The 24974-nt window shown below is 52.7% G+C and carries 19 protein-coding genes; 1 reads left to right on the top strand and 18 read right to left on the bottom strand.

Annotated elements, in window-relative coordinates:
• Nucleotides 1-24 precede the first annotated feature (24 nt).
• The 6 genes from dtpD to AC2FC2_RS14950 all read right to left on the bottom strand — a co-directional run bounded on the left by dtpD (nucleotide 25) and on the right by AC2FC2_RS14950 (nucleotide 7855).
• On the bottom strand, nucleotides 25-1473 hold the full coding sequence (dtpD, locus tag AC2FC2_RS14975) for a dipeptide permease DtpD (protein ID WP_490659461.1): 1449 nt from the start codon (nucleotides 1471-1473) through the stop codon (nucleotides 25-27).
• A gap of 64 nt (nucleotides 1474-1537) precedes the next feature.
• Nucleotides 1538-3679 (bottom strand): lysine decarboxylase CadA, encoded by a 2142-nt coding sequence (gene cadA, locus AC2FC2_RS14970; protein WP_209639912.1) that lies wholly within the window; start codon nucleotides 3677-3679, stop codon nucleotides 1538-1540.
• 87 nt (nucleotides 3680-3766) lie between these two features.
• Nucleotides 3767-5110: a cadaverine/lysine antiporter gene (gene cadB, locus AC2FC2_RS14965; protein ID WP_209639909.1), complete on the bottom strand. Its 1344-nt coding sequence runs from the start codon at nucleotides 5108-5110 to the stop codon at nucleotides 3767-3769.
• Between the two features lie 370 nt (nucleotides 5111-5480).
• Nucleotides 5481-7019 (bottom strand): lysine decarboxylation/transport transcriptional activator CadC, encoded by a 1539-nt coding sequence (gene cadC / locus AC2FC2_RS14960; RefSeq protein WP_490659460.1) that lies wholly within the window; start codon nucleotides 7017-7019, stop codon nucleotides 5481-5483.
• Nucleotides 7020-7108: 89 nt separating this feature from the next.
• Nucleotides 7109-7498, bottom strand: coding sequence for a VOC family protein (locus tag AC2FC2_RS14955; RefSeq protein ID WP_490659459.1), 390 nt, complete (start codon nucleotides 7496-7498; stop codon nucleotides 7109-7111).
• A gap of 123 nt (nucleotides 7499-7621) precedes the next feature.
• Complete coding sequence (locus tag AC2FC2_RS14950) at nucleotides 7622-7855, bottom strand: glutaredoxin family protein (RefSeq protein ID WP_265556461.1); 234 nt, start codon at nucleotides 7853-7855, stop codon at nucleotides 7622-7624.
• A 149-nt stretch (nucleotides 7856-8004) separates the two neighbouring features.
• On the opposite strand from AC2FC2_RS14950, the gene AC2FC2_RS14945 reads away from it, so the two are divergent.
• Complete coding sequence (locus tag AC2FC2_RS14945) at nucleotides 8005-8550, top strand: MarR family winged helix-turn-helix transcriptional regulator (protein WP_209639897.1); 546 nt, start codon at nucleotides 8005-8007, stop codon at nucleotides 8548-8550.
• On the opposite strand, the gene AC2FC2_RS14940 is transcribed toward AC2FC2_RS14945, so the two are convergent.
• From AC2FC2_RS14940 to cdsA, 12 genes are all read right to left on the bottom strand, one after another.
• On the bottom strand, nucleotides 8547-10691 hold the full coding sequence (locus AC2FC2_RS14940; protein WP_490659458.1) for a lysine decarboxylase LdcC: 2145 nt from the start codon (nucleotides 10689-10691) through the stop codon (nucleotides 8547-8549). The two genes, AC2FC2_RS14945 and AC2FC2_RS14940, sit on opposite strands and share 4 nt — an antisense overlap.
• A 111-nt stretch (nucleotides 10692-10802) precedes the next feature.
• Complete coding sequence (accA, locus tag AC2FC2_RS14935) at nucleotides 10803-11762, bottom strand: acetyl-CoA carboxylase carboxyl transferase subunit alpha (protein ID WP_037418817.1); 960 nt, start codon at nucleotides 11760-11762, stop codon at nucleotides 10803-10805.
• 12 nt (nucleotides 11763-11774) lie between these two features.
• Nucleotides 11775-15263 carry a DNA polymerase III subunit alpha gene (dnaE, locus tag AC2FC2_RS14930; protein ID WP_209639891.1) on the bottom strand — a complete coding sequence of 1163 codons (3489 nt, stop codon included), beginning with the start codon at nucleotides 15261-15263 and terminating at the stop codon, nucleotides 11775-11777.
• A gap of 87 nt (nucleotides 15264-15350) precedes the next feature.
• Nucleotides 15351-15944 carry a ribonuclease HII gene (rnhB, locus tag AC2FC2_RS14925; RefSeq protein ID WP_209639888.1) on the bottom strand — a complete coding sequence of 198 codons (594 nt, stop codon included), beginning with the start codon at nucleotides 15942-15944 and terminating at the stop codon, nucleotides 15351-15353.
• On the bottom strand, nucleotides 15941-17089 hold the full coding sequence (lpxB, locus tag AC2FC2_RS14920) for a lipid-A-disaccharide synthase (RefSeq protein ID WP_209639886.1): 1149 nt from the start codon (nucleotides 17087-17089) through the stop codon (nucleotides 15941-15943). The genes rnhB and lpxB overlap by 4 nt, the downstream gene beginning before the upstream one ends.
• 3 nt (nucleotides 17090-17092) lie before the next feature.
• Nucleotides 17093-17881, bottom strand: coding sequence for an acyl-ACP--UDP-N-acetylglucosamine O-acyltransferase (gene lpxA / locus AC2FC2_RS14915; protein ID WP_209639883.1), 789 nt, complete (start codon nucleotides 17879-17881; stop codon nucleotides 17093-17095).
• 3 nt (nucleotides 17882-17884) lie between these two features.
• The gene (gene fabZ / locus AC2FC2_RS14910; protein WP_017893789.1) at nucleotides 17885-18340 is read right to left on the bottom strand and encodes a 3-hydroxyacyl-ACP dehydratase FabZ; all 456 of its coding nucleotides are present in this window, start codon (nucleotides 18338-18340) and stop codon (nucleotides 17885-17887) included.
• Nucleotides 18341-18603: 263 nt separating this feature from the next.
• Nucleotides 18604-19635, bottom strand: coding sequence for a UDP-3-O-(3-hydroxymyristoyl)glucosamine N-acyltransferase (gene lpxD, locus AC2FC2_RS14905; RefSeq protein WP_404760861.1), 1032 nt, complete (start codon nucleotides 19633-19635; stop codon nucleotides 18604-18606).
• Between the two features lie 3 nt (nucleotides 19636-19638).
• Nucleotides 19639-20136 carry a molecular chaperone Skp gene (gene skp, locus AC2FC2_RS14900; RefSeq protein ID WP_037418831.1) on the bottom strand — a complete coding sequence of 166 codons (498 nt, stop codon included), beginning with the start codon at nucleotides 20134-20136 and terminating at the stop codon, nucleotides 19639-19641.
• Between the two features lie 158 nt (nucleotides 20137-20294).
• Nucleotides 20295-22700, bottom strand: coding sequence for an outer membrane protein assembly factor BamA (bamA, locus tag AC2FC2_RS14895; RefSeq protein ID WP_490659457.1), 2406 nt, complete (start codon nucleotides 22698-22700; stop codon nucleotides 20295-20297).
• Between the two features lie 35 nt (nucleotides 22701-22735).
• Nucleotides 22736-24091: a sigma E protease regulator RseP gene (gene rseP, locus AC2FC2_RS14890; protein WP_261442402.1), complete on the bottom strand. Its 1356-nt coding sequence runs from the start codon at nucleotides 24089-24091 to the stop codon at nucleotides 22736-22738.
• Nucleotides 24092-24119: 28 nt separating this feature from the next.
• The gene (gene cdsA / locus AC2FC2_RS14885) at nucleotides 24120-24968 is read right to left on the bottom strand and encodes a phosphatidate cytidylyltransferase (protein ID WP_037418841.1); all 849 of its coding nucleotides are present in this window, start codon (nucleotides 24966-24968) and stop codon (nucleotides 24120-24122) included.
• Nucleotides 24969-24974 lie beyond the last annotated feature (6 nt).

Genomic DNA, 24974 nt, shown 5'->3' with positions numbered 1-24974 from the left:
CGTTAACCCCCGTCATACCATCAATCAAGCATTAACCGCTCGGATATGCCGCCCCGCCAATAACCACCACATGGCCAACACCGCAACCACTGCCGCAGTGCACCCCATCGCCCACCAGCCAATTTGAGCAAACAGGTGGACATAAGCTTGCGCTGTCGCGCCTGTTGCCGGGTCGTCAGCGGTCTGGCCGGCGATAATGCCCGCCAGGTAATTGGCTATCGAACCGGTGGTCAGCATATAGATGCCGGTCAGCACCCCGGTGGCGCCGGGAATATTCAGACGCGTAATTTGCGCCATCGCGACAGGGTCGATAAACAGTTCGGCGAGCCCCATAACCGAAAGCCCGGCGATCATTAACGCCATCGATCCTTGCCCGTAACGGGCGTTCAGTGCCATCAGGGTAAAACCCACGCCAATCAGCAACAAACCGAAGGCGAATTTTCCCCAGATACGCAGAGTTCGGCTCCCGCTGCCATTTCCTCTTGCCAGCCAGGCCAGCATCACACCGCCAAACATGACGGCAAAAGCATTCACCGACTGGAACAATGCGGTCGGTACTGACCAAGAGAACCATTGGCGATCGACATAGTGGTCGATAAATAAGCTAATGGAGCTGCCGCCTTGCTGGGCGAAAGCCCAGAATAAGGTCCCCAACAGCATCAACGTGACAATCTGCCACAACCCGCGCCGCTGTATCGCCGTGGCCCGGGCCATGATCCGCATCACCATCACGACGGCAGCAGCACACACCAGCATCAGTAATTGTCCGGCCAAATCGTAAATGAACAACGCGGTGAAAAACAACGGAGCCAACAGCAGCATGACGCTCAGCCATACCCAGTTTGGTACCCGTAACGTGGTCGCCGACATTTGAGCAGCTTCCACACCACGCGTATGGCGAAAGTGGCGGCTACCGCACAGGAAAATCGTTAACCCTGCCAACATGCCGATACCCGCAAGCGCAAAACCTACATGCCACCCGTAGCGTTCCGCCGCCAACCCACAGGCGATCGGCGCCAGAATCGAACCGACATTACCGGCGGCATACAGCAGAGAGAACCCCCCTTCACGGCGCGTATCCTGCGGCTGATACAGCTCACCCAGCAAGCAACTGATATTGGATTTAAACAGGCCATAGCCGCAGATGATGATCGCCAATGCCAGATAGAGTGAATGTGTTGAGACGGCGCTCAGCCCGAGTACGATATGGCCCAGGGTCATCAGCACCGCGCCGGCAATGACGGCGACACGGTTGCCAAGCAGGCGATCGGCAAGCAAGCCGCCAAGAATCGGCGTAACGTAAACCAGGGAAGCATAGGCGCTATAAAGGCTAATGGCGCGGCTGTCGGAATAACCAAGTTGGTGGGTCAGATAGAGAATAAGTAACGCACGCATGCCGTAAAAGCTGAAATATTCCCAAATTTGTATTGCTACGACATAGTAGATTGCGCGCGGCTGTGAGGGTGTTTTCATGGTTTTCTCCCATCAGTCGTTGAACGACAAAGGGGAAGCGCGAACGCCTCCCCTGTTATTACACTTATTTATCGTTTTTCAATACTTTAACGGTGTAACGTCCATCCGCCTGGCGGTACGCGCCGTGGATATCAGTTTCAAAGCCTGGGTAATGCGCGCCGATTTCGCACAGCATTTGCAGGAACTCCAGCACCGGACGGCTTTCCTCCGTCAGCATTTCACCCGGCATAACCAATGGAACACCCGGAGGATATGGCAGGATCATGTTGGCATTCACTTTGCCAACCATCTCCTCCAAATAGACCTCTTCCACTTCGCCGTGCAGTTCCTTCTGGAAGGCTTTGAACGGGTTCATCACCATAGTTGGCAACACTTCAAAGGCGCGGTACATCAGGTCCGGCAGGTTATGCTGTTTCACCAGGTTGTGGATATTCTGAGCCAGCTCCTGGATCCGCATGTTTTCATAGAACTCTGGGGCTTCTTTGTACAGCGAAGGCAGCATGTTTTTCACCCGCAGGTTCAGATCGAACGAGCGTTTGAAGTCAGTCAGACCGCGCAACAGACTCAGAGCTTTGGTTTTGTCGATACCGATGCTGAACAAGAACAACAGGTTATATGGACCGGTTTTCTCAACAATGATGCCGTGCTCATCAAGGTATTTCGCCACCAGGCTGGCAGGAATACCAAACGATTCCATTTGGCCATCTTTGCTCATCCCCGGTGTCAACATGGTGACCTTGATTGGGTCGAGGTACATATGTTCGTTATCAATGCCTTTGAAACCATGCCAGGCACTGTCGGAACGCAGTGGCCAGCATTCCGCTTCGTCGATGTGTTCTGGCTGCCAAACATCAAAGAACCAGCCTTCAGATTCTACATTCAGGCGTTTGATTTCTTTACGGAACTTGATAGCGCGCTCAATGGAACCGTTGATCAGGCGCTTACCGGCATTGCCCTTCATCATTGCTGCTGCGGTTTCGGTAGAGGCCACGATGCCATAGTGCGGTGAAGTGGTGGTGTGCATCATGTAGGCTTCATTGAAGGTTTCTTCGTTAATGTCACCTTTCACATGGATCATTGAAGCCTGTGAGAATGCCGCCAGCAGTTTATGGGTAGATTGTGTTTCATAAATCACCTTCCCTTCCACACGACCACCGCTCATGCCGCATTTGCCTTTGTAAATCGGGTGGAAATTGGTGTAAGGCACCCAGGCAGAGTCAAAGTGGATAGATTTCACATCCAGCGTGTTCTTAATGAAGTCGGTGTTGTACAGCAAACCGTCGTAAGTCGAGTTCGTGATAACCGCATGTGCAGGCCAGGTGGCGTTTGGCGTTTCTTTTACGCGTTTGGCGATAGTGGCACGGGTAAACTCGCTCTGCGGAATACCGCCAAGGATGCCGTAGGCATTACGGGTTGGTCGGAAATAGATCGGCGTAATGTCGCTCATCATCATCAGATGGGTCAGCGATTTATGGCAGTTACGGTCTATCAGTACGGTGCTTCCGGCAGGTGCGGAGTACATACCAACAATTTTGTTGGCGGTAGACGTCCCGTTAGTCACCATGTAGCTGCGTTCAGCGTTGAATACGCGAGCAATATACTCTTCAGCTTCTTTATGCGGGCCGGAATGGTCCAGCAGCGATCCCAGTTCAGAGACTGAAATCGACACGTCGGATTTCATCGCGTTCGGGCCAAAGAAATCATAGAACAAACTCCCCACCGGGCTTTTCTGGAAGGCAGTCCCGCCCATATGGCCAGGCGTACAGAAGGTGTATTTGCCTTCACGCACGTACTTGAACAGCGCCTTGGTCAGCGGAGGCAAGATGGTATCGACGTACTCATCGGTGTTTTGTTTAATCTTGTCAGCAATGTCGTTAGCGGCACCCAAGGCATACTCGAAGAAACGCACCTGCATGCGTAAATCGTTCAGGCTGACATCCAGCGTTGAATAGCTATTGGCAAATGCATACAGCGGCATGTACTCATTCAGCTGGCTGATTTCTTCACATAACTCAAGGTTGTATTTATCCCAGTCGAAGATGACCCCACACAGCCGAGCATTGTTCTCGATCAGTTTGAGCAGGTCTTCGCGATCGTTCGGATAAACGATACGAAAATTCAGTTTTTCTAACGCGTTGTGCAGTTCGCGGATGGGCTCTTCTTTGAAGTAAACACCCATGTGGTTCATGATAGCAATAACGTTCATAATCATTTCTCCAGGTAATGCGAGCCCCTTGCCATCGCGGATGGCAATTGTTGCAAGGGGCTGAATTAGAGGTGGGTCAGTGCGTACTTAGTGCGCTTTAGCCGGTGTGTTGCTGTCGATAGCGACGGCTTTAGCCGTCTGGCGAGTATTCATTTTGCGGGCATAGAACATCAGAATGATCAGGCTGATGATGAAGGTACCGGACAGTTCGAACGAGTCAGCCCCCATCAGCGCGATGAAGCAGAAACCACAACCCAGAATCGATGCAATCAGGCTCAGCAGGTTACGTATATTGACGCCTTCAAAGCGGATCAGGTCTACGCAAGAGTAGAAGTACGGCAGCATGGTCAGCAGCACCGCAATACCGGTCAACATCCCGAACAGATCGGAAGCTTTACCGCCACCGGAACTCATGGCAGTAATCAGCACCATCAGCGCGGTCATTTTGCAGCTTGCCAACAGCAGGCCTTTTTTAGGAATGCCGTTTTTATCCATTTCGCCATACACTTTCGGGAAGTTACCGTCGTTGGCAGCACGTACCCCAGCCTGGCCAACCAGCATCATCCACGACCCCAGAGATGTCAGGCAGGCAAAGGCGGTGAAGGCAGAAACCATTGGTGCGGCCCAACTGCCCATAATGGTAGAGGCGCTGATGGCGAATGGTGCGCCGGAAGCCGCCATCTCAGAAGCAGGGTACATACCGCTCATCACCTGAGTTGCAGCGACATAGATAATCCCAGCCAGTGCAGTACCCAGCATGGTTGCCAGTGGCACGGTACGTTTCGGGTTTTTTACCATGCCGGTGCTCACGGCGGCAGACTCTACGCCGATAAACGCCCACAGGCACAACAGGATACTTTTGACGACGGCATGCATGTCCGTTGTCCCGGAGGTGTTCCAGTTAGCGTGATAGGTGGCAGCATCAAACCAATGCCAACCCGCAGTAGCGGTAACAACCACCGGAATCAACACCAATACCAAACCCAGCGTCGTCAAACGACTGACCCAAGAACCGCCGAGAAGGTTAATAAAGGTAAACACCCACACGATAGCAATACAGGCAATACCTGCAGGTACCGGGTTATTCAATGCAGGGAAGAAGGTAGAGAGGTAAGAAACTGCGGTAATGCCGATAGCCAAATTACCGATCCAGTTAGCATGGTAATAAAGCACGCCGGTCTGGAAACCAAATGCCGGTGAAATTTCACCCGCGTAAGCAATAGGACCGCCCTGCTGAGGATTTTTAGTAGCCAGACGCGCATACACATAAGCCAGTGACATCGCGCCAATAATGGAAATTATCCACCCCCAGATAGCGATAGAACCGAGACTTGCCAGGTTCGCGGGCAATAAAGCAATACCGCTCCCCATCATATTACCGGCGACCACGCCGGTGCAGGCAATAAGCCCTATTTTCTTGGATGAAGCCATGGTCAGTTTCTCCTGATTTTGATTTCTTATAAGTCTTGGTCGTTATGCAATTTTGCTAATGACCCGACTTGATAATCAGGATGCTAATGACAGGCGGGAATAAAGTCCTAAAGATAAAGTGATATTACGCTCATGATCATACAAATGATAAATTGAGGTTTTCCATTAACACATCAAGAGATAAACACATGCTCAAGAAAAGATAAACTTTCAATTAAAACATGCAAGTAGCTTTGTTATCCGATAACAACAAACCGGGGTTTTATGGCGTAAATTTCCAACCAAGGTATTTATTTAGTTTAACAAATGAAAAACAATAAATAACACCACCCATCCAACAATACGTTTGGGCGGTGTTAATCAGCAGGCATTATTTATTGGGGTTGTAGTTTTCCAGGTAAGGAACCACGGTGTTCACTGAGGTATGGAAGACAGCATTACGGATCCAATGCAGCGTATTCTCTCCTGGGCGAAGATTAAATGCAGTGATATAGGAATCTGCAGCCAAACGGTTATACCCTTGCATTTCGTAAACTTTGCCGAGCAACACATAATTCATCCATGACATCTGCAATTCAATGCCTTTATTTATCGCCTGATAAGCCTCATCCGTTTTTCCCTCACCCAAAGCCCGTATCGCATGAATTTGCTGAATAATGGGGCTGTCTTTTAATGCAGGCAACGTGTCCAGGCGAGCAATCTCTGTGCTCAATTGTGCCAACTGCGCGCTGTCGAAGGGTTGATAAGAGTTGCGCAGTAAATCCGCCAGCGCCTTTTCCGCAGAAAGATAAATAAAGTCTGGTGAGGCTTTTACCATCTCACCGAGCATGCTGCTGGCATGCGTCAGAGAGTCGATATCCCCCTGGATCAACAATTGATGTGCCTGATAATACTGCTGCAAGGCCGGCCCGGAGTTCGGTAAGAGCCGCATAAGACGCTGCTGCAACTGGGGTGGCCACGGCTGATTGAGTGCAACCGACAGGCTGCTAAGGAAGTCTTCCTGAATTTTTAGTTGGTTATCCGCAGTAACAAAGTAGCGTTTATCCAACATGATCGAGCTGTCCGCGTTGTCCACCAGCCGTACCGACAGGAAGCACTGTTGCGCGCGATAATGGCGTTGATTAACGAACTCAATGGTCAGCGATTTGCCCGAACTGCTTGGCCCGGTGTAGTTGTAGTTGGTCTGATCGTGCACCAGGAACGTGGAATAAGTATTCAGCGAATCTGTCACCACTTCGCTTAAGCCGACGACATAAGAAAGCTGCGGCGTCCAGTTGCTACAACTGTTGCCACCCTGAATACGGATATCAATATCGCGCGGATTCATCAATACCGGCATGGTGGATTCCGGTATACGCTGCGACAAGGTGGCAATGGCAACAAACACCACGCAGGCACTCAACGCCGCCAGAAAAGCCAACCACACCCAGAACGGTGATTGACGGTAAAAAGGTATCTTCGATTTCGTCAGTAGCGTTTTTGTCACGGTGGGTTTTGGCGGTTCATAGTCTTCACCGTCATCTTCGCTGCCATCTTCCGGCTCGTGGGTAATTACCGCCACCCGCGGTAACGCTGCATCTTCCCCTTCACACCACATGACTGGCGCAGCCAATTTATAACCGCGCTTGGGCACGGTTATAATGTATTCCGGGCTGTTGCTGTCGCCGTCTTTGAGGTATTTACGCAGTTCGGAAATACTCTGCGTCACCACATGGTTGGTGACGATATTGCGCTTCCAAACGTTATCGATCAGCTCATCGCGGCTTAACACCACATCCGGGTGCCGGGCGAAATATTGCAGCATATCGATTAACCGCGGTTCTAACGCCAGTTGGCGTCCATCGCGGCTTATTTTATTGTCTGCGGGAGTAACCAACCACTCACCAACGCGAAAAACGGGTTCTTGCATAGTGAAAATAACTCAAAAGGGGCGTACGGCAAGCGCGGGATAATAACATATGAGGGCGCTTCCTGCGTCGATACGCCCCGATTAAGCATTCATAGCTCATATAATTCTAGAGGCAGCCCATCAGGATCGCTGAAAAAAGTGAAACGTGACTGAGTATAGGGATCGACACGCACCGGTTCACAAACCACCCCGGCATTTTGCAAATGCCGGATCGCCTGTTCGATGTCATCGACGCTGAATGCAAGATGGCGCAGACCACAGGCCTCTGGGCGGCTGACCCGAGCCGGCGGTGACGGGAAGGAAAACAGTTCGATGCTGTATTGCCCATTCAGCGCCAAATCCGCTTTCCAGGAATCACGCTCCGCGCGGTAAAACTCGTCCAACAGGGTAAAACCAAGAATATCGCAGTAGAAATGCTTACTGGCCTCATAGTTTGATCCGATAACTGCGATGTGATGTACCTGACGTATCGCCAACATAGTGATGTCTCATTGTCTGTTTGATGAGGCACGGTATCTGGCACCGTTGGTGACGTCAACGGCAAAAAGCCCCGCAGCATAAGACGGGGCTGTCATTCATACATCAGCAACGCAATGTGCAGATCAGGCTTTAAGATCTGCCAACGCCGCACCGTAGTTGATGTGCAACACCTGTCCATCCACCACCAGTGCAGGAACGCTCTGCACCCCTGCTTTTTCCGCTTCAGCGATGCGCGCTGGCTTTTCGCCCAGGTGCACCACATCCACCTGCACATTTGGGCTCAATAGCCCCAATAACTGCTGCTCTGCACTGACGCAAACCGAACAACCGGCGTGATAAAAAACGGCTTTAGTCATGATAATTCTCCTTGGTTCTGACTGTTGTAGGTGAAATAGCACCTCATTTAGTTTCGAATCGAAACCATATGCACGATAAAACCATCGCCACCGCTTGTCAATATAGTTTTTAATCGATACTATTTTAGTCTGCTCACGAGGATCCTACATTGAGACTGTTTGATTTACTGGAAAGGCTAAATAGCCTGCAGCGCAGCTGGCTGCGCAACCACGAAGAACTGGAAAGCCTGCCGCCGGTACAGCTCAGTGCGTTGTACTACCTGGCACGCTGTAACCATTACTCCAACACACCGATGGCGGTGGCGGAATATCTTGGCCTGACCAAGGGCACGGTATCGCAGTCGCTGAAAAAGCTGGAGAGTAACGGGATGATCGCCCGTACTGCCGACGAGAAAGACCGGCGGAGCGTCAGGCTTAAGCTGACAGACAAATCACGCATGTTGATGGAGAGTTTGTTCCCACCCGCCTATTTGCAAAATGCACAGGATGCCATGCAACAGGAAGGTGGGCAGTTGCTGGAACTGCTCACGCAGTTGCTGCGTCAATTGCAGAAACAAGACGATAATGTGGCGCTCTTTGGCGAGTGCCACAGTTGCCGTTATCATCAACGGCATGACGGCCTGCCGTTTTGTGGCCTGACACAGGAACCGCTGCCGCAAAGCAGCGTGAACCTGATCTGTCGGGAGTTTGCTTAGACCAACGGCGTCTTCAGCACCTTCACCCAATAACGCCCGTCTTCAGCCAGTTTTGCACCGTGGATATCGGTTTCAAAACCCGGATAATGTTCACCGATTGAGCACAGCATCAGCAAGAAATCGAGCACTGCACGGCTCTCCTCGGTAATCATCTCTCCTGGCATCACCAGCGGCACTCCAGGCGGGTAAGGCAGAATCATATTGGCCGCCACTTTGCCGACCAACTGATCCAGTTCGCAGGTTTCCACGTTGCCACGCACTTGCTGTTGAAACATCTGATGTGGCGTCAATTTCATTTCCGGCAGAACGTCGAACGCCCGCTGCATCAAACGTGGCAGATCGTGTTGGCAAATCAAGCGGTGGATCCCGGCGGCCAGATCCTGAATACGCATATTGCGGTAAAAATCCGGATCTTCCGCGAACAAGTCCGGCAGCATGTTCTTCACCCGCAGATTGAGATCATAAGCGCGCTTGAAGTCGGTAAGGCCGCGCAACAAGCTCATCGCCTTGGTTTTATCGATGCCGATGCTGAACAGGAACAGCAGGTTATAAGGCCCGGTTTTCTCCACTACGATACCGCGTTCGTCCAGGTATTTTGCCACCAGAGCCGCCGGTATGCCGTCCTCCTCCAACTTGCCAAGCTCGTTCATGCCCGGCGTCAGAATCGTGACTTTGATCGGATCGAGATACATGTGATCGCTGTCGGTGTTGCCGAAACCGTGCCAGTTATCATCCGGATTGAGCGGCCAACACTGCGCCTCGTCGATCACTTCCGGTTGCCAGATGTCGAAGAACCAGCTATCGCTCTCTTCCCGTAGCCGCTGCACTTCGCGGCGAAAATGCAGCGCTCTCTCCACCGAACGGTTAATCAAACGACGGCCTGGATTGCCTCTCAGCATCGCCGCAGCCGTTTCCATCGACGCTACAATGCCGTAATTCGGTGACGTGGTGGTATGCATCATATAGGCTTCGTTAAAGGTGCTTTCATCGTAGTCGCCCTTAATGTGGATCATCGAAGCCTGCGAAAACGCCGCCAGCAGTTTGTGCGTAGATTGGGTTTCGTATATCACCTTACCGAGGGTACGTTCGCCACTCATGCCGCTTTTGCCGTCATAAATCGGATGGAAGTTGGTGTAAGGCACCCAGGCAGAGTCAAAGTGGATTGAGGGCACGTCCAGCGTCTGTTTGATGTAGTCGGTGTTGTACAACAACCCATCATAGGTAGAGTTAGTGATCACCGCATGCACTGGCCAACTCGCATTGGCTGTCGTCGCGACCCTATCGGCAATGCTCTCATGGGTGAATTCGTGGCGTGGGATGCCGCCAAGAATGCCATAGGCATTACGCAGTGGGCGCAGGTAAATCGGCACGATATCGCTCATCATCAACAGATGGCACAGCGATTTATGGCAATTCCGGTCGATCAAGACGGTGCTGCCACTTGGCGCAGAATACATCCCGACAATTTTATTGGCCGTGGAGGTGCCGTTGGTCACCAGATAGCTTTGTTCGGCATTAAAAGTACGTGCAATATACTCTTCAGCCTCTAGGTGCGGGCCCGTGTGATCCAGCAACGATCCCAGTTCAGTGACAGAAATCGATACGTCGGCTTTCAGGGTATTGGCACCGAAAAAGTCGTAAAATAGGCAACCCACCGGGCTTTTCTGGAAGGCCGTACCGGCCATATGGCCTGGCGTACAGAAGGTATATTTCCCCTCTCGCACATAATTGAACAGCGCTTTGGTCAAGGGCGGCGTAATGGTATCAATGTATTCGGCCGTATATTGCTGGATGCGTTGTGCAATATCATCCGCCGCATTCAGCCCATACTCAAAGAAATACAAGGCCATACGCATTTCGTGCAGGCTAACGTCGAAAGTGGAATGGGTATTGATAAAGGCATACAGCGGCAGATATTCGTTCAGCTCGTTGATGTCGCTGCACAACTCCAGGCTGTAGTCATCCCAGTCAAAGATCACCCCGCAGATACGCGCATTTGCCTCGACTAACTTCAACAGGTCACCGCTGTTTTTTGGATACACCAGTTGGAAATCCATTGCAGTCAGTGCGGTGTGGAGCTCGCGGATCGGCTCATCTTTATAATAAACGCCCGCTGGGCTCATGATCGCGATGATGTTCATCGGCTGCTCCTGTCAGTTAACCGCCAAACGCCTATAACAACATGAAAATCCAGCGGTGTGTAGCCAAAAAAAAACCGCCCGAAGGCGGTTTCTTGCAACGCATAACTGAACTCAGCAATAGCCGTAGTTCATCAGGCGCTGATAACGGCGATTGAGCAACTCTTCGTTGTTCAAACCATCGAGATCTTTCAGATCAGCCAGCAGCTGTGCTTTCAGCGTCGCAGCCATCGCAGGCACGTCGCGGTGGGCAGAACCCAACGGCTCCGGGATCACCGAATCAATCAGTTTCAGCTCTTTCAGGCGTGGTGCGGTAATGCCCATCGCTTCTGCAGCCAGAGGGGCTTTATCAGCGCTCTTCCACAGGATTGATGCACAGCCTTCCGGTGAGATCACCGAATAGGTGCTGTACTGCAGCATATTCACTTTGTCACCAACGCCGATAGCCAATGCGCCGCCAGAGCCGCCTTCGCCAATTACGGTGCAGATCACCGGAATGTTCAGGCGGGACATTTCACGCAGGTTATGGGCAATGGCTTCCGATTGGCCGCGTTCTTCCGCGCCCACGCCCGGGTATGCACCTGGGGTGTCGATGAAAGTGATCAACGGCAGCTTAAAGCGAGAGGCCATTTCCATCAGGCGTAATGCTTTGCGGTAACCTTCTGGTGCCGGCATACCGAAGTTGCGACGGATTTTCTCTTTGGTTTCACGGCCTTTCTGGTGACCGATGATCATCACCGGGCGACCATCTAAGCGCGCAATACCACCTACAATCGCTTTATCATCGGCATAGGCACGATCGCCCGCCAACTCTTCGAAGTCGGTAAAGATGTGTTTGATATAATCCAGGGTATAAGGACGGCGCGGGTGGCGTGCCAATTGGGCAACTTGCCAAGCCCCAAGATCGGAAAAAATCTTGCGCGTCAGCTCAACGCTCTTTTCACGAAGGCGCTGAACCTCTTCGTCCAGATTAATATCTAATTTTTCGTCTTGACGGCTGACTGCAGTCAGCGAGTCAATTTTCGCTTCCAGCTCTGCAATCGGCTGTTCAAAATCAAGAAAATTCAGACTCATAGCATTCCTATTTTAGTCAAATTCCAGTTCCACCTGCTCATTACCTACCAAAGTCCGCAAATCAATCAATAAGCGGTCGGTTGGCGTCACGCGCCAGGTTGCGCCAAAACGCAGCTTGGCCCGCGCATCTTCCCGTTGATAGTAAAGATGCACTGGAATCGTCCCCGAGCGATGGGGTTCCAAAGACTGACGGAGACGGTTCAAAAGCTGGTCATCAATTTGCCTGTCCGTCAGCGAGATAGCAAGCCCGCGAGCGTATTTTTCACGGGCTTCACTGATGTCCATTAGCTCACGGGCGGTCATTTTAAGCCCACCGCTAAAGTCATCAAAGCTGACCTGTCCACTGGCGATCAGGATACGGTCTTTTTCCAATAAATGCTGGTATTTTTCTAACGCATCGGTGAATAACATGACTTCCAGACGGCCAGAACGGTCATCCAGGGTACAAATTCCGATGCGATTACCGCGCTTGGTGACCATAACCCGCGAGGCAATCACCAGCCCAACAGCGGTCGTCATTTTGCCCCGATCCGTCGGGTGCATATCTTTCAAACGCTGGCCACCGGCGTAGCGTTCGATTTCCTTCAGGTACTGGGTGATGGGGTGACCCGTGAGGTACAAACCCAACGTTTCCCGTTCACCGTCCAGCACCACCTGCTCCTGCCAGCGGGGCACGTTAGCGTAGGATTGCTCCACTTGCTCTGGCGCTTCCGCCAATACGCCAAACATATCCACCTGACCGATAGCTTCGGCTTTGGCATGCTGATCGGCCGCTTTCAACGCATCGCCCAATGAATTCATCAGCGCGGCACGGTGCGGTCCAAGGCGGTCGAATGCCCCGGACATGATCAGCTTTTCAAGAATGCGACGGTTCAGTTTTTTGATGTCTGAGCGTGCACATAAATCGAAGAGGTCTTTAAAGTAGCCTTGTTCGCCGCTGTTACGTGCTTCAAGAATAGCTTCAATCGGCCCTTCACCCACACCTTTGATGGCGCCGATGCCGTAAACGATCTCACCCTCATCATTTACGTGGAAATGGTACTGCCCGCTGTTGATATCCGGCGGCAGGATTTTCAGGCCCATGCGCCAGCACTCATCCACCAATCCCACCACTTTATCGGTGTTGTCCATATCGGCAGTCATTACCGCCGCCATAAACTCAGCTGGGTAGTGCGCCTTCAGCCACAACGTTTGGTATGACACCAAAGCATAGGCGGCGGAGTGTGATTTGTTGAAACCGTAACCGGCAAATTTTTCCACCAGGTCAAAGATTTTTACCGACAGCTCACCGTCGATACCACGCGATTTTGCTCCATCCTCGAAACCGCCGCGCTGCTTGGCCATTTCTACCGGGTTCTTTTTACCCATCGCACGGCGCAACATGTCCGCGCCGCCCAGCGAATAACCGGCCAGCACCTGGGCAATCTGCATAACCTGTTCTTGATACAGGATGATGCCGTACGTCGGCTCCAACACAGGCTTAAGCGACTCATGTTGCCACTGGATATCCGGGTAGGATATTTCTTCACGGCCGTGTTTACGGTCGATAAAGTTATCAACCATGCCTGATTGCAGCGGCCCTGGGCGGAACAGCGCCACCAGTGCGATCATATCTTCGAAGCAGTCGGGCTTCAGGCGTTTGATCAGATCTTTCATACCGCGAGATTCAAGCTGGAAGACCGCGGTGGTCTCCGAACGCTGCAGCATGTCGAAGCTTTTCTTGTCCTCTAACGGAATGGCGGCGATATCGATCGGCTCCAACCCGGTTTTGGCTCGGCGAGCGTTGATCATCGCCAGCGCCCAGTCGATGATCGTCAGAGTACGCAAGCCGAGGAAGTCGAACTTCACCAGACCGGCGTATTCCACGTCGTTCTTGTCAAACTGGGTTACCGGGTGCTGACCTTCGGCATCGCAATACAGCGGGGCAAAGTCAGTGATTTTCGTCGGCGCGATGACCACCCCCCCGGCGTGTTTACCGGCGTTACGTGTCACCCCTTCCAACTTACGCGCCATATCGATCAGCGCTTTGACTTCTTCATCGGCCTCGTAGATTTCCGGCAACTGCGGCTCGGCAGCAAAGGCCTTTTCCAGCGTCATTCCCGGATCGGGTGGCACCAGCTTGGAGATGCGGTCGACGAAGCCATAAGGGTGGCCTAACACGCGTCCCACGTCGCGAATAACGGCTTTCGCCGCCATGGTACCGAAGGTAATGATCTGTGATACCGCTTCACGGCCGTACATTTCTGCCACGTGATCAATCACCAGATCGCGTTTTTCCATGCAAAAGTCGACGTCGAAGTCGGGCATCGAAACACGTTCCGGGTTAAGGAAACGTTCAAATAGCAGATCAAACTCTAACGGGTCGAGATCGGTGATTTTCAGCGCATAGGCCACTAACGAGCCGGCACCAGAGCCACGGCCCGGGCCAACCGGCACATTATTGTCTTTCGACCACTGAATGAACTCCATGACGATCAGGAAGTAACCTGGGAAGCCCATCTGGTTGATCACTTTCAGCTCAACATCCAGACGTTCGTCATATTCAGGGCGGCGTTGAGCGCGCACTTCCGGATCGGGGAACAGGAACTCCAAACGGTCTTCCAAGCCTTCCTTCGACTTAAGGATCAGGAAATCTTCGGTGGTCATTTCACCAGTCGGGAACTGCGGCAGGAAGTATTCACCAAGACGAATGGTCACATTGCAGCGTTTGGCAATTTCGACGCTATTGAGCAACGCTTCCGGGATGTCGGCAAACAGCTCACACATCTCGTCTTCGCTCCGCATGTATTGCTGCGGCGTATAGTTACGTGGGCGTTTGGGATCGTCTAAAGTAAAGCCGTCATGGATGGCAACGCGGATTTCGTGGGCATCAAAGTCATCCGCAACCAGAAAACGCACGTCGTTAGTGGCCACCACCGGTAGCCCACGCTCGGTAGCCAGCGCCACCGCGGCATGCAAATAGTTTTCTTCGTCTGGCCGTCCGGTGCGGATCAACTCGAGATAATAGCTGTCAGGGAAGTACTGCTGGTAGAACTCCAGGCATTGCTCTACCTGCGGCTGGTTACCACGCAGTAAAAACTTACCGACGTCGCCCTGACGCGCGCCAGAGAGCAGAATAAGCCCTTCACGGTGCTCAATCAGCCAGTCACGATCAATAATCGGGCCAGCAGCACCGTAACCGCGCTGATAAGCACGGGAGATCAACAGCGTCAGGTTTTGGTAACCGTCATTATTGGCAGCCAGCACCGTGAGCTGCGCAAGTTCATCGCCCAGCACGTCGCTTTGCACGTGAAAATCTGCGCCGATGATCGGTTTAATCCCGGCACCGTGCGCACTGCCATAAAACTTCACCAGGCCACACAGGTTAGTAAAGTCAGTAATTGCCAAAGCAGGCATGGCTAACGCGGCGGCTCTTTTCACCAACGGCCCAATCTTGGCTAATCCATCAATCATGGAATAGTCACTATGAACGCGCAGGTGAATAAAACGAGGTTCGGCCATATCCAGATACCTGAATCTATGGGCTCAGTGAACTGATACCCGGGTTAACTCTATCGCGTGCCTGGCCCGAATTACCGGGCCTGCAGATTACAGCTCCAGCGCCCTTCTTACCGGGGCAAAGCTGCGGCGATGATGCTCGGTCGCACCCAGCGCGGCCAGCCGCTCCAGATGGAAGGCGGTCGGATAACCTTTATGCTGCGCAAAACCGTAGTCCGGGAATACCCGATCCAGTTCGGTCATTTCGTGGTCACGCGTTACTTTCGCCAGAATGGATGCCGCGCTGATTTCCGCGACACGGCTATCGCCCTTCACTACCGCCTGCGAACGCATCGGCAATGACGGACAACGGTTACCGTCAATCAATACCATGTCCGGCACGATATGCAATCCGGCAACAGCACGCTGCATCGCCAACATCGTGGCATGCAGAATGTTAAGTTCGTCAATCTCATCCGGCTCGGCGCGTCCCAGACTCCAGGACAGTGCCTTCTCAATAATCTCGTCATATAACGCCAATCGGCGCTTTTCACTGAGTTTTTTCGAGTCCGCCAAACCCAGGATCGGTCGGGTAGGATCGAGAATTACTGCGGCAGTTACAACCGCCCCGACCAAGGGGCCTCGGCCGACCTCATCCACACCGGCAATCAATGTCGCGGCAGGATAAATGAAAGGTTCAATCATGCTTTTGCCAGCTCCAACACAGCCTGAGCGGCCTGTTCGTCAGCACCGCAACGGATGCTGTGGTGCAAAGTAAGGAACGTCTGTTTCAGTTCATCGGTTTGCGGGCTGTCTTCCAACAGAGGCATCACCGCCGCTGCCAGTTTTTCCGGCACGCAATCATGCTGTAACAGTTCAGTGACGATCTCACGGCCCGCTAATAAATTAGGCAGTGAAACATAGGGGGTTTTCACCAACCGCTGCGCCAACCAGAAGGTAAATGGCTTCATACGGTAGCCCACCACCATCGGACATTTGGCCAACATGCATTCCAGCGCCGCAGTACCCGAGGCCAGTAATGCAGCATCGCTGGCGATCATCGCCTCACGACCCTGACCATTCAGCAGATGAACCCTCAGCTCTGGTGCCACTTCAGCCTTGATACGCTCGAACTGCTCACGCCGCTTGGCATTCACCAAGGGCACGACCAATTCCAGATCGGGATAACGCGTACGCAGTAACTGCGCCGTTTTGAGGAAATCGGCACTCAGCATCTCGACTTCTGCGCCGCGGCTCCCCGGAAGCAAAGCAAGGCAACGTGCATCAGGTGCGATACCCAAAGCTGCACGCGCAGTCAGTTTGTCCGGTTGAAGAGGCATGGCGTCGGCCATCGTGTGGCCAATAAAACGGCAAGGAACGTTAAAACGATCGTAAAACGCTTTTTCGAAAGGGAGAAACGCCAGCACCAGATCGGTGGCTTTGCCAATTTTGAAAACGCGCTTCTGACGCCAGGCCCAAACGGACGGGCTGACATAGTGAATGGTGCGGATGCCCCGCTGTTTCAGGCGGCCTTCCAACGTGATATTGAAGTCCGGCGCATCAATGCCGACAAACACGTCTGGCTTCAGGTCGCTGAACCGGCGGGTAAGATCCTTGCGGATCTTTAACAGGCGTGGCAAGCGCTCGAGCACTTCCACCACGCCCATTACCGCCAGCTCTTCCATTTCGTACCAGGTTTCGCAGCCTTCCGCCTGCATCAGCGGGCCCGCGACGCCAACAAAACGCGCGTCAGGAATCTGCGCCTTGAGCGCACGGATCAAACCGGCGCCAAGAATATCACCGGAAGTTTCTCCGGCGACCAATCCGATAGTCAATGGGCGATTTAGCATAGGTCAGCGAATGATACCGCGGGTTGAACGGGTAAAGAAATCGAGGTATTGCTGCACCACTGGCTGTTCTTTAGCCAGGGCTTCGATTTCTGTCTTCGCCTCATCCAGCGTTTTTTCACTGCGATAAAGGATCTTGTAGGCATTACGGATCGCCTGCATTTCATCCTTATCAAAACCACGACGCTTCAGGCCAACGGCGTTAACACCGAATGGTGTCGCGTGGTTACCTTGTGCGATGACGAAAGGAGGCACGTCCTGAGCAACCCCGGAGCAGCCGCCAACCATCACGTGTGCGCCAATAATGCAGAACTGATGAATCGCCGTCATGCCACCGATAATAGCATGGTCGTCAACTTCAACATGGCCCGCAAGCGTGGCGTTGTTGGCCAGCACGCAAGAATTGCCGACTACGCAGTCGTGCGCAACGTGCACGTTAACCATCAACAGGTTGTCGCTGCCCACTTTGGTCAGGCCTGAGCCCTGCGCAGTGCCGCGATGGATGGTGACGCTTTCGCGGATGCGATTACGGTCGCCAACTTCAACGCGTGTTGGTTCACCCGCATACTTCAGATCCTGATTCACTTCACCGATGGAGGCGAACTGATAGATCTGATTATCACGGCCAATCTTGGTAATGCCGTTCACCACAACGTGGGACTTCAGTACCGTGCCAGCGCCGATTTCCACCTGGGAGCCGACGTAGCAGAAGGGACCGATATGCGCGCCAGCGCCAATAATGGCGCCGTCTTCAACTATTGCGCTAGGGTGGATAAAGGCGGTTTCGTCAATCACGGATTATGCCTCCCGGCTGCGGGCACACATCATGGTTGCTTCGCAGACAATTTTGCCGTCTACCGTCGCCACGCCTTTGAAACGCGTCAAGCCACGGCGGGTTTTCTCAAAGGTGACTTCCATGATCATCTGATCGCCTGGCACTACCGGACGTTTGAAGCGGGCTTCGTCAATACCGGCAAAGTAATACAATTCGCCCGGTTCCAGTTTGCCGACGCTTTTAAACGCCAAGATACCGGTGGCTTGCGCCATGGCTTCCAGAATCAATACGCCTGGAAAAATCGGTTTACCAGGGAAGTGTCCCTGGAAAAACGGCTCATTTACAGATACGTTCTTCACCGCACGCAGGAATTTGTGCTCCTCAAACTCGAGGACGCGATCGACCAGCAAGAACGGGTAACGGTGAGGAAGCAGCTCTAAAATTTCTGCAATATCCAGAGTATGAGTGTCAGTAGTCAAAATACTCTTCCTGTCTCTAAAAACTGATGGCATCAACAACACGGCCTGCGCTGACCCCAAAAGGAGATCATCATGCAGGCCGCAAATTAACAACTCTTTGCGCTTTTGGTCTCATGACCAACGCGTTTCGTTTTGTACCCAGTGTGGCGGGCGGCAGTGATTATACCCTACATCGTGCAAACTGCATTTTGTTAGCTGCCTTCACTTACCCATTGGCTATGTGCCGGGGTTCGCTCAGTTGCCGCCGCAATGCAGCGTACAATTTATCGGGTATCGTCTTTTCCGACTTTTCGTTCGACAGCTTTTAAGCGCTTGCTAATCTCATCGATATTCATCACCAACGCAGCGGTTTTACGCCACACTTTGTTGGGTTGTAACGGAATGCCCGAAGAGTATACCCCAGGTTCGGTGATTGGTCGCATAACCATTCCCATTCCGGTGACAACAACTTTGTCGGCGATCTCCATGTGACCGTTGATCACGCTGGCTCCGCCGATCTGGCAATAGCGCCCGATTTTCAGGCTGCCTGCCATAATCACACCACCGGCGACGGCGGTATTCTCGCCAATCACAACGTTATGTGCAATCTGACATTGGTTGTCGATGATAACACCATTCCCAATCTGGGTGTTATCCAACGCGCCGCGGTCAATCGTGGTGCAAGCGCCAATTTCGACGCGATCGCCAATAATCACCGTGCCCAGTTGAGGGATCTTGATCCACTCGCCGCGTTCGTTGGCATAGCCAAAACCGTCAGCGCCAATCACAGTACCGGACTGGATCAAGCAGCGCTGGCCGATCTCGACCTCATGATAAATCGTAACGTTCGCCCACAGACGCGTACCCGCGCCAATGCGTGCACTTTTGCCGATAAAACAGCCAGGGCCGATAACCACGTTATCACCCAGTACTGCACCAGACTCGATCACCGCATTTGCCCCTATGGCAACATGCTGTCCCAGCGTGGCGTCAGGGGAGATAACCGCACTTGGCGCGATATCCTGAGCCGGGGATGGCGTCGTATCCATCAGCTGCGCCATACGCGCGTAAGTCAGATAAGGGTTTTTAACCACCAGCGCCGCAGAACGGCAGTGTGGTAAGTCCGCTTCGGTAAGCACTACTGCGCTTGCCTGGCAGGAAGACAGCTGCTCTTGATAGCGGCTGTTTGACAAAAACGTGATTTGGCCAGCCTGTGCCGAATGCATAGAAGCAATGCCGGTGATGACGAGATCGCCATCACCGTGCAATTGTGCATCCAACTGCTGCGCTAAATCAGCCAGTCGAATTGAAGGCATGTGTTATTTAACCTGTTTCAGCACGTCGGCAGTGATGTCTTTAGAAGAACCTGCGTAGGCAACAGCGTTAGCATCGATGACTACGTCGTAGCCTTCTTTGCTGGCAACAGATTTCACAGCGTCCTGAATACGGCTCAGGATTTTGTTACGCTCTTCCATCTGACGGCGACGGTTGTCCTGCTCAAAAGCCTGTGCTTTCTGAGAGAACTGCTCGCGCTGTGCCATCACGTCCTTTTCCATCTTGCTACGATCGCTGGCTTTCATGGTCGCGCCATCACGCTGCAAACGTTGCATTTTGGTCTGAAGGCTACGCTCCATGTTCTGAAGCTCACCCGCACGGCCTTTGAACTCGTTTTCCAGCTGTTTGGCAACGGCTTCACGAGCCGGCAACTGTTGGAAAATGCTGGAGACGTTAACTACAGCGATCTTATCTGCTGCCTGAACGCCAGCTGAAGCAGCCATTGCTAAACCGAGGCCTGCGGCACACAACCACTTTTTCACTATAAACTCCTTACCATCACCCATTTGTGTCATATGACACTGAAGTACACAATCTGCCAGACTTATCCCGCAAAACAATGAGAATCATCTCTCTGTGCTCTGACGGGCGCCTGGCATTTGCGATTCTTAATAACTGCTATGCCCAGAAGCGGGACCTGTTACCAGGTCTTGCCAATGTTAAATTGGAACTGTTCGGACTTGTCGCCTTCGTATTTCTTGAGCGGGTTGGCATAAGAGAACACCAACGGACCCAAAGGTGACATCCACTGCAAAGCGATACCGGCAGAAACGCGGATATTGCTCGCTTTACTGTAGTCCGGAATATCATACATGCTAGTTTGAGCCGTATTCTGCCAGTTGGTATCCCACACGGTGCCCGCATCCATAAACAGTGAAGTACGCACAGAGTTAGCGTATTTCTCACTGATGAATGGCGTTGGCGTGATCAGCTCCATACTGGCGACCGCCATGGCGTTACCGCCCACTGCGTCGTCCGAGTTACAAATCGGGGTACCGTTACTGCAGCTATACGAGCTGGAGTTGTAGTATGCCGCTTTTGGACCAATGGTGTTGGAACCGAAACCACGCACGGTGCTTGAACCACCGGCGTAGAAGTTCTCGTAGAACGGCATTTCTTTGCTGCCAATACCGTCGGCATACCCCAGACGGCCACGCCCCAACAGCACCCAGGTACGATCGTCATTGATCGGAACGTACTGCACGCTGTCTAACGTCAACTTGTAGTATTCGTTATCTGAGCCTGGAATGGTGACTTTACCATTCAGCGTCGTGCGGTTACCCGAGGTTGGGAAATAGCCACGGTCAAGGTTGTTGTAGGTCCAACCCAGGTTCAACGTGAAGTCGTCGGCAGAATAGCTGGCGCGGTCAGTGGTGTTAGGGTTCAGGCCCACTGAGTCCAGATAACGCCACATGGCAATCTGCGGCTGCATGTTCGACAGACCGTTATGCACATAACCCAAGCCGGTACGCAACGAGTTGTTTTCGTTGATCGGGAAGCCCAGGGTACCGTCTATACCGTAACTCTTGTTGGTATAGTCGGACAGGTCCGCGTCATTCGCTTTAAAGTCGTTGTAGAAGATACGACCACCCAAACTCACACCGTCAACGGTGAAGTACGGGTTGGTGACCGACAGCTCTGTGTAGGTCTGGTAGTCGTTCTTGGTACCGCTGATACCGACGGAATAGCCCGTACCCAGCCAGTTGTCCTGCTGAACACCCGCCTGGAAGCTAACACCGCTCTCGGTGCCGTAACCGACGCCGAAGTTAAAGGTACCGGTGTTACGCTCTTTGACCTTGTAGGTGACGTCGACCTGGTCCGCAGTACCTGGAACGCGCTGGGTTTCGACATCGACCGTTTCAAAGTAACCCAAACGGTTCAGACGCTCTTTACCCTGTTCAACTTGAGCATTACCCAGCCATGCACCTTCCATCTGGCGCATTTCACGGCGCAATACGGCGTCTTTACTGGTGTCGTTACCTTCGAACTTGATACGGCGTACGTAGAAGCGGTTGCCTGCATCAATATTCAGGTGCAGCTTCACGGTTTTATCCGCGTCGTTGATTTCAGGCTGAGTGGAGACACGCGGATAGGCATAACCATAACGGCCCAACATCGTTTTGACGTTGTCTTCCATTTTGGTCACTTTACTGCCGTTGTACAGCTCGCCTGGCTCGATTTTGGTCAACTGGGCAACTTCTGCCGAGTGGCCAGCCAGGTTGCCATTCACTACCACGCCGGTAAGCTTGTACTGCTCGCCTTCGGTGATATTGATGGTGATGTAAATGCCTTTTTTGTCCGGCGTCAGGCTGACCTGAGTCGAATCAATATTAAAGCGTGCGTAGCCGCGATCCAGATAGAAACTGCGCAGGGTTTCAAGGTCACCCGCCAGTTTTTGTTTCTGATATTTGCGATCGCCGACCACGTTCCACCAAGGTACCTCATCACGCAGTTGGAAGCGTGAAATCAGTTCATCGTTGGTGAAGGCATGATTGCCGACAATGTTGATTTGTTGAATCTTGGCAGAAACCCCTTCCGTGAACACCAGTTTCAGGTCGACACGGTTACGCGGCAACGGCGTGACAACGGCTTTCACCGAGGCGCTGTATTTACCGACGCTGTAGTAGAAGTCTTCCAACCCTTTTTCAATGCTGGAAATCGTGGTGCGGTCAAGCGCTTCGCCAACCCGAACGCCAGAGGCCTCCAGGTTTTGCTTGAGCATGTCATCTTTCACCGACTTGTTGCCGGAGAAGGTGATGCTGGCAATGGTAGGACGTTCCTTAACCTGAACAATCAGCGTATTACCATCGCGCAGCACGCGAACGTCCTCGAAGTTGCCAGTGGCAAACAAGGCACGGATGGTATTACTGATATCATCGTCAGTGACGGTATCGCCTACGCGAACCGGCATGTTGAGTAACGCCGCACCGACGGCGACTCGCTGCAGGCCTTCGAAATGAATATCCTTCACTACGAACCCGTCTGCACCGTATACGGTGGCGCTGCCAAACAGCAGCGACGCTATGAGCAACTTTTTCATCGCCATCGTTGTTATGCGTTCTTCCTAACCTATCCTCGCCCCTAAAGACGAGAAAAATCATTGAAAAGTGCAAGACCCATTAAAAGCACCAACACGATCGAACCAATGCGGTAACTGTAGTCCTGTACTCGCTCGGAAACCGGCCCACCCTTCAGCTTTTCTATCGCCAGGAAAAGGAGATGCCCACCATCTAACACCGGTAATGGGAACAGGTTGATGATACCCAGGTTGACACTGATCAACGCCAGGAACATCAGATAATACACAAACCCGACCCCAGCTGACGCCCCTGCTCCCTGTGCAATCGAAATCGGGCCACTCAGGTTGTTCAGCTTTACATCACCGGTTATTAATTTGCCCAGCATTTTGACCGTAAGGCTCATTAGCTGCCAGGTCTTGTCCCCAGCCTGATACAGCGCTGGGAAAGGTCCATACTGGCGAATCGTTTTATACTCGTCTGGCAGCGGCAACACTTTCGGAATGATGCCTGCAAATCCCACGGTTTTGTCTTTTCCCACCGGCTTTGTATCCGGTATCAGCGTCAAAGACAAGGGGGCGCCGTTTCTTTCGATCTCTAAAGCCAGCGGTTGTCCTGGGCCGTTGTGGATCCGTTTAACCAACGTTTGCCAACGACCCAATAGCTGACCATCGACTTTAACGATCCTGTCCCCTGCTTGCAAACCCGCCTTTTGTGCAGCCGAATTCGGTTGCACTTCGGCAAGGACAGATTCTATCTGCGGGCCGCGTGGAATGATACCCAGAGCAACGACGGGATCTTGCTTGTCCGGCTCAAAGTTCCATTGACGCAAATCGAGGGTTTTAGTGACTACCCGCGAAGAACCAAATGGCGCGATGCCAACTTCCGTTTGCGCATCGCCAATCTTTGTCACCAGCGCCAAACGAACTGATTCCCAATCAGGCGTTTCGATGCCATCTACAGACTTAAGTTCCATCCCAGGCGAAATTTCAGCGTTAGCGGCGATCGATTGTGGTGAGATTTCACCGATCACAGGGCGGAAGCTGGGGACGCCGATAATGAATACCAGCCAGTAAGCAAGGATAGCGAACAGGAAATTGGCGATAGGGCCGGCGCTGACGATGGCGGCACGTTGCCAAACGGTTTTGTTGTTAAATGCCTGATGGCGAAGTTCCGGTGCAACCGAGTCAACGCGCTCATCAAGCATCTTCACATAACCGCCCAGCGGGATCAGGGCAATCACATACTCCGTGCCCTGGCGATCGGTACGACGCCACAAAGCACGGCCAAAACCAATGGAGAAGCGTTCTACTCGGACGCCGCAACGGCGAGCAACCCAAAAATGCCCGAACTCGTGCACGGTGATTAACACACCGAGCGCAACCAGAAATGCGACCAAGTTCCAGAGCACGCTAACCATAATCCCTTCACTCCCCGTCATTGACGGATTAAAACACTAACAGCATCAGGCAGGCAAATACAGGCACTGCTGCGGTCAGGCTATCGATACGATCCAGTATACCGCCATGACCCGGTATCAAATGACCACTGTCTTTGATACCCGCTTCGCGTTTGAACATGCTCTCGGTAAGGTCACCCAGCACAGAAGCCAGCGCAGCCACTATCGAACAAATCAGTAAGGTCGCCGGCACCACGTTCAGCGGGGCATAACGGCCAAACAACCAGGATATCAGGGCTGAGGTGATCAGGCCACCAATGAGCCCCTCCCAGGTTTTCCCCGGGGAAACTTTCGGTGCCAGTTTATGCTTGCCAAACAACTTGCCGAACATATAGGCACCGGAATCCGCGCCCCACACCAACAGCATCACATACAGCAGCCACCAGGCACCGGTGAAGTGGTTTTGTTCATAGCCGAACTGACGCAACGACAGCATGCCCCAGAAGAACGGCACGATGGTCAGCAGACCGAAAACCAGACGTATCGGGCGTGAGTTACGCCACAGTGCTGCTGAACCGGGATAAAACAGAACCAGTAACAGCGCTGCCAGCCACCAAACCAGTGACAGCCATAACGGCCCACCGACCTGAGGCAAATGGACCGACTGGTGATAAGCCGGGATGCTGAGCATCATTAATGCCAGCAGGAAGCCGCACAATATCGCCAACCAGATGCGCTGCGAGCGGGAAGTAAAACCGGCCAATTGGCCCCACTCCCAGGCAGCTAACATGCACACAACGAGCGTTACCAGGGCAAAGCCCACCGGCGGCAGCAAAAACAGCGCTGCGATAACAATCGGAATTAAAATCAGAGCAGTTATGAGGCGATACTTCAGCAAAAGTTC

Source organism: Serratia sp. CoH_122_TC_1 (assembly GCF_058191755.1).
The sequence above is the reverse complement of the archived record's forward strand: the minus strand, read 5'-3'. Positions and strand labels throughout refer to the sequence as shown.

Excerpts from the sequence above, each read along its gene's own strand:
- dtpD (WP_490659461.1), bottom strand. The coding sequence starts at position 1,473 with ATGAAAACACCCTCACAGCCGCGCGCAATCTACTATGTCGTAGCAATA.
- cadA (WP_209639912.1), bottom strand. The coding sequence starts at position 3,679 with ATGAACGTTATTGCTATCATGAACCACATGGGTGTTTACTTCAAAGAA.
- cadB (WP_209639909.1), bottom strand. The coding sequence starts at position 5,110 with ATGGCTTCATCCAAGAAAATAGGGCTTATTGCCTGCACCGGCGTGGTC.
- cadC (WP_490659460.1), bottom strand. The coding sequence starts at position 7,019 with ATGCAAGAACCCGTTTTTCGCGTTGGTGAGTGGTTGGTTACTCCCGCA.
- AC2FC2_RS14955 (WP_490659459.1), bottom strand. The coding sequence starts at position 7,498 with ATGTTGGCGATACGTCAGGTACATCACATCGCAGTTATCGGATCAAAC.
- AC2FC2_RS14950 (WP_265556461.1), bottom strand. The coding sequence starts at position 7,855 with ATGACTAAAGCCGTTTTTTATCACGCCGGTTGTTCGGTTTGCGTCAGT.
- AC2FC2_RS14940 (WP_490659458.1), bottom strand. The coding sequence starts at position 10,691 with ATGAACATCATCGCGATCATGAGCCCAGCGGGCGTTTATTATAAAGAT.
- accA (WP_037418817.1), bottom strand. The coding sequence starts at position 11,762 with ATGAGTCTGAATTTTCTTGATTTTGAACAGCCGATTGCAGAGCTGGAA.
- dnaE (WP_209639891.1), bottom strand. The coding sequence starts at position 15,263 with ATGGCCGAACCTCGTTTTATTCACCTGCGCGTTCATAGTGACTATTCC.
- rnhB (WP_209639888.1), bottom strand. The coding sequence starts at position 15,944 with ATGATTGAACCTTTCATTTATCCTGCCGCGACATTGATTGCCGGTGTG.
- lpxB (WP_209639886.1), bottom strand. The coding sequence starts at position 17,089 with ATGCTAAATCGCCCATTGACTATCGGATTGGTCGCCGGAGAAACTTCC.
- lpxD (WP_404760861.1), bottom strand. The coding sequence starts at position 19,635 with ATGCCTTCAATTCGACTGGCTGATTTAGCGCAGCAGTTGGATGCACAA.
- bamA (WP_490659457.1), bottom strand. The coding sequence starts at position 22,700 with ATGGCGATGAAAAAGTTGCTCATAGCGTCGCTGCTGTTTGGCAGCGCC.
- rseP (WP_261442402.1), bottom strand. The coding sequence starts at position 24,091 with ATGGTTAGCGTGCTCTGGAACTTGGTCGCATTTCTGGTTGCGCTCGGT.